Here is a 3,836-nt window from a genome sequence, read left to right as displayed (position 1 = left end):
ATCCTCAAAATCCAAAATGGTGATGAGGGGCACTTCCACAATTTCTACAACGAAGCGGTAGAGCTGATTCGTCGGAATTTTTTTGTTATGAGCTCTGGGGCTAGTATGTACGCTAATGGCCCGGTGCAAGGAATGAAATGGGACCACACTGATTCGTACTACGCCTACTGCAAGTCGGCAAAAATTCTTGTTTAAGAATTAATTTTAGCTGATGCAGCTTCTTATCGTATTTAAATTTAGTCATTAATGCTGAGAAAAATTGGAGAAATCAGTGCCATTTCAAATTAAAGTTACTGAAATGATCGCTTACAGAGCTGCATATATCTGTAGTAACCCAGAATGCAATACTCTGACTATCGGTCCGGCTCTCACTGAAAGTGCATTAAAGAATAAAAAAGGTGAGGCCGCTCATATTTTTGGCGAAAAACCAGGTGCAGCAAGGTTCACCTCAAACCCAAGTGTTGATGTTAATGGTGTCGAAAATGGACTTTGGTTATGCGCTAACTGCCACACATTGATAGATAAAAATAATGGGATTGATTATAGTGAATTGAAACTTCTTGAATGGAAAAAAGAGCACGAAGAAACTATATCGGTGCTTCTGAGAACACATAAAAGCCCTCTTCCTCTGATATCGCGACAATCGACGAATCGCAAAATTGCTCAAAATATTGTTGATTATATTTCTTCAAAGGGCGTATTTTTTCAAAGTTCATTCATTGAAGATCCAATGCTTTGTATCAGCTCAATAGATCAAGTTAGAAAAATGATACAGAGAGAGATGCGAGAAATTGACGCTGATAAGCGTTTTAAAGAAATGTGTAGAGAAATTCAGGACGCGAACAGAGAATTTATGAATGAGCTTTCACTGGATAGCAGCATGCTTGATGCTCACTTGATTATATTACGAAAAAAAGTTGGTCGACAGTTAAAACGACTAAGAGATGAGATTGGTTGTGATATATCAGGGCAAATAACTAATATTATTCCATAGTAATTAAACTAACCGATGTTATAGGATAATGTTTCCTACCTTGAGTATACTGCGGCAGAACCACTCGCTATGTTTCTTTCTCACTAATACCAGATGTGCCGGGCTTTCAGCTCCTATAATATGTGCCAGATATAGTCATTCGCCCCTGAGAATTACACTTTTAAGTTATTCAGGGTGTGCTACTCCCCGTTGATTAATACACGGTAATGTTAGTAATACCTCCAAGGTAGTGAGAGCAATTGCGAACTTCCGCTGTTCACTCATAGCCGCCTATGGTGTTCGTTGTGGTGCCTGGTTTGTGACAGAAGCTTACGTTCATCATTCAGGATCTTCAATTATAGCGTAGTGAATACGACTATCGAGAAAGAGCGTTTAGCGGAATGGTGCAGTCCAGTGATCTAATTGATCGCGGCACCCAATTCTGAAGCATAATTTATTGTTATTACCAATAATGCCAATATCCACAGCAATGATGAAAATTCTCAGGCTATTGTATTATCTGAAAATATTCTCTGAAGGAGAGCATATTGGGTTAACATGAAACAACTAATAGTTACCAACATCGAAGACAGTAAAGAAATTTTTTAACGCAGAAAACAGGTCTGCAATAGTGAGCGTGATTGTCACCACATTTAAATTATTTAAATAACTAACATGCAGTAGATCTCATTTAGAAATGTCAAATGAATCGATAAATTAATGATCTAGGATTTTTGAAACACCATAATTTGAGAATCCGGGAAAATCTGGATAAATAGTTGAATGATTATAACCGTAAATCTTCTCAAGGTCTTCTCTTATAGATTTTTTAGATTCTGCAGATATTTTTATTGAATAGACGGCATTTCGTGTATTATCACGGATATCTTTTGTTGGAATATTTTTCGGCTTAATGGCAAGGCATGTTAACTCTCTAAATTCATCTATCGGCAACCATTTTCCTGTGCTTGGGTTAACAACCTGAAAAGATGAGTTATTGTTTACGCGATTTTGGAAATCGATATACCCTTCACGTAATATAGTACCAACAACCCCACCGAAAATAAACCCTCCATTCTGTGCTGCTATCCTCCCGTCAAGTGATGGTGGCTTCCAAGCATAATAATGAGTAGTCCATTCATAATCCCAATTTTTAAGATATTCATCTAGCTCAATCGGATTTTCAAAAGATCCATGCTGAGATTTTTTAAAACTTTTACTCCAAGGCGTATCTAGCGAATCTTCCCAGTCCCTAAGATATTTATTTTCATTAATAATACGGTCTGTGATGTCAATTGCAAATATACGACCATTTTTTGATTCTTCATTTTTACTATATTCAGTAGCAAAAAAAGCAGCCACCAATGCATTGAAAGTAATATCGATAAGTCTTGTTGGTGTTCCATAATGTTGTAACATGGCAAGCTGGGATAAAATGGATAGTCTTCCTCCTATTCGTTGAGAGTGCAAACCCCACTTACGCAATTCAACGAGAATCCTTTGCTCAAGCTTGGAGAACTCTTTCTCAGTTATACGATACGGATTACTATTTATAAACGTTCTATAAAGCCTGCTTGTTAGCGGCCAGTTAGCATCAACTTGCCCTCGCCATACTATTGTTCTGTTCTTTTTTACTGCCATATGAGAAATTGAGGATATATGTCGTTGAAGATCTTCATAATTTCTGGCAGTTACTTCGTAATTTGACCAATAGTCAGAAACGTTCATTAACGTTTTTCCTTGATGAGATTTTTTCAGAATTTTATCCAAAGGCACGTTCACCTGCAATACTATGCTAATTCATGACAATATAGTTTTTTTTCATGCTGGATTATATCATTAAAGTGTAAAATGTCTCCAGAGTGTTATCCAGATAATGAAAAAATAATAATTTATGTCTATGCTAGTGTGGTTTTTCATTCATTTACTAGGAAAGTAAGATGGAGAATGTTAGCGCCGAAAAAGAATTAATTTATATAAATACGTATGCTCTTCACAACCAACTCTATCATAGTGATTACTAGCGTTTTTTTCAACAAAAATGTAAGCTACTTACTCTCTCAAGCAGGATATATAATTTGTACATCCTATGGATGTAGTATCTCTGGTCGATGGATGGATGCCTTGTGGAAATAATTGTCATAATATAATGAGTTTTTAATATTTTTCAGCTAATCAAATGTTAGGGGCTTGAAATAAATGCATAGATCTTGAAATTATTAACGTTTTTAGGCATAATTATTGCCATATTGAATGATACTAGTGAGTTAGGGTAAAAGTTAAATGTTTATCAGCTTCGATGAGTGGATTAATCAAAGGAAGATCACGTCATGGGGAACAAATTTCGGAACATCGCAAATAGCTTTTCAAGGTTGGCGACATTTCAAAGAGGCTTATGTTCCTGAATTAATTGAAAGAGCAATTAATGAAAGCCGAATACCGGTGACTAGCTGTCTGGATCCATTTGGTGGTTCTGGAACTACTGCATTAGCATGCCAGTTTTTAGGTGTTCACCCCTCGACAATCGAGGTCAATCCATATCTTGCTGACTTAATTGAAGCTAAACTTTCTACTTATAATATTCATTCATTAGTAGATGATTTTGGCTTCGTTATTAAAACTTCTTACGAAGATATACCAAATGTTGAAGAGTATATTAATTATTTGCCTCCAACATTTGTTGAGCCCGGAATTAATAATAGATGGATTTTTAATTTAGGTGTGGCTAATAGGATATATGCCATCATATCCGCTATAAAAAAAATAAATAACCCTATTAATGCAAGGTTATTTAAAGTGTTATTGGGTGGGATTTTGGTAGAGGTAAGCAATACCGTTGTCAATGGGAAAGGGCGGAGATATC

The 3,836-nt window shown here is 36.0% G+C and carries 4 protein-coding genes; 3 read left to right on the top strand and 1 reads right to left on the bottom strand.

Features of this window, described 5'->3' with window-relative positions; genetic code table 11:
* Nucleotides 1-195 (top strand): hypothetical protein (locus tag J5224_RS23960; RefSeq protein WP_264627733.1); only part of this gene is annotated, 195 nt, incomplete at its 5' end.
* A gap of 76 nt (nucleotides 196-271) precedes the next feature.
* Entirely contained in the window at nucleotides 272-994 is a 723-nt protein-coding gene (locus J5224_RS23955; protein WP_264627732.1) for an HNH endonuclease signature motif containing protein, read from the top strand.
* A 696-nt stretch (nucleotides 995-1,690) separates the two neighbouring features.
* On the opposite strand, the gene J5224_RS23950 is transcribed toward J5224_RS23955, so the two are convergent.
* Nucleotides 1,691-2,743: an FRG domain-containing protein gene (locus J5224_RS23950; RefSeq protein WP_264627731.1), complete on the bottom strand. Its 1,053-nt coding sequence runs from the start codon at nucleotides 2,741-2,743 to the stop codon at nucleotides 1,691-1,693.
* Nucleotides 2,744-3,256: 513 nt separating this feature from the next.
* Between J5224_RS23950 and J5224_RS23945 the strand changes: the two genes are divergently transcribed.
* Nucleotides 3,257-3,836, top strand: a 580-nt coding sequence (locus J5224_RS23945; RefSeq protein ID WP_264627730.1) for a site-specific DNA-methyltransferase, incomplete at its 3' end; no start/stop codon positions are given.

Source organism: Candidatus Symbiopectobacterium sp. NZEC135 (assembly GCF_025962695.1).
This window is presented reverse-complemented; position numbering and strand designations above follow the sequence as displayed.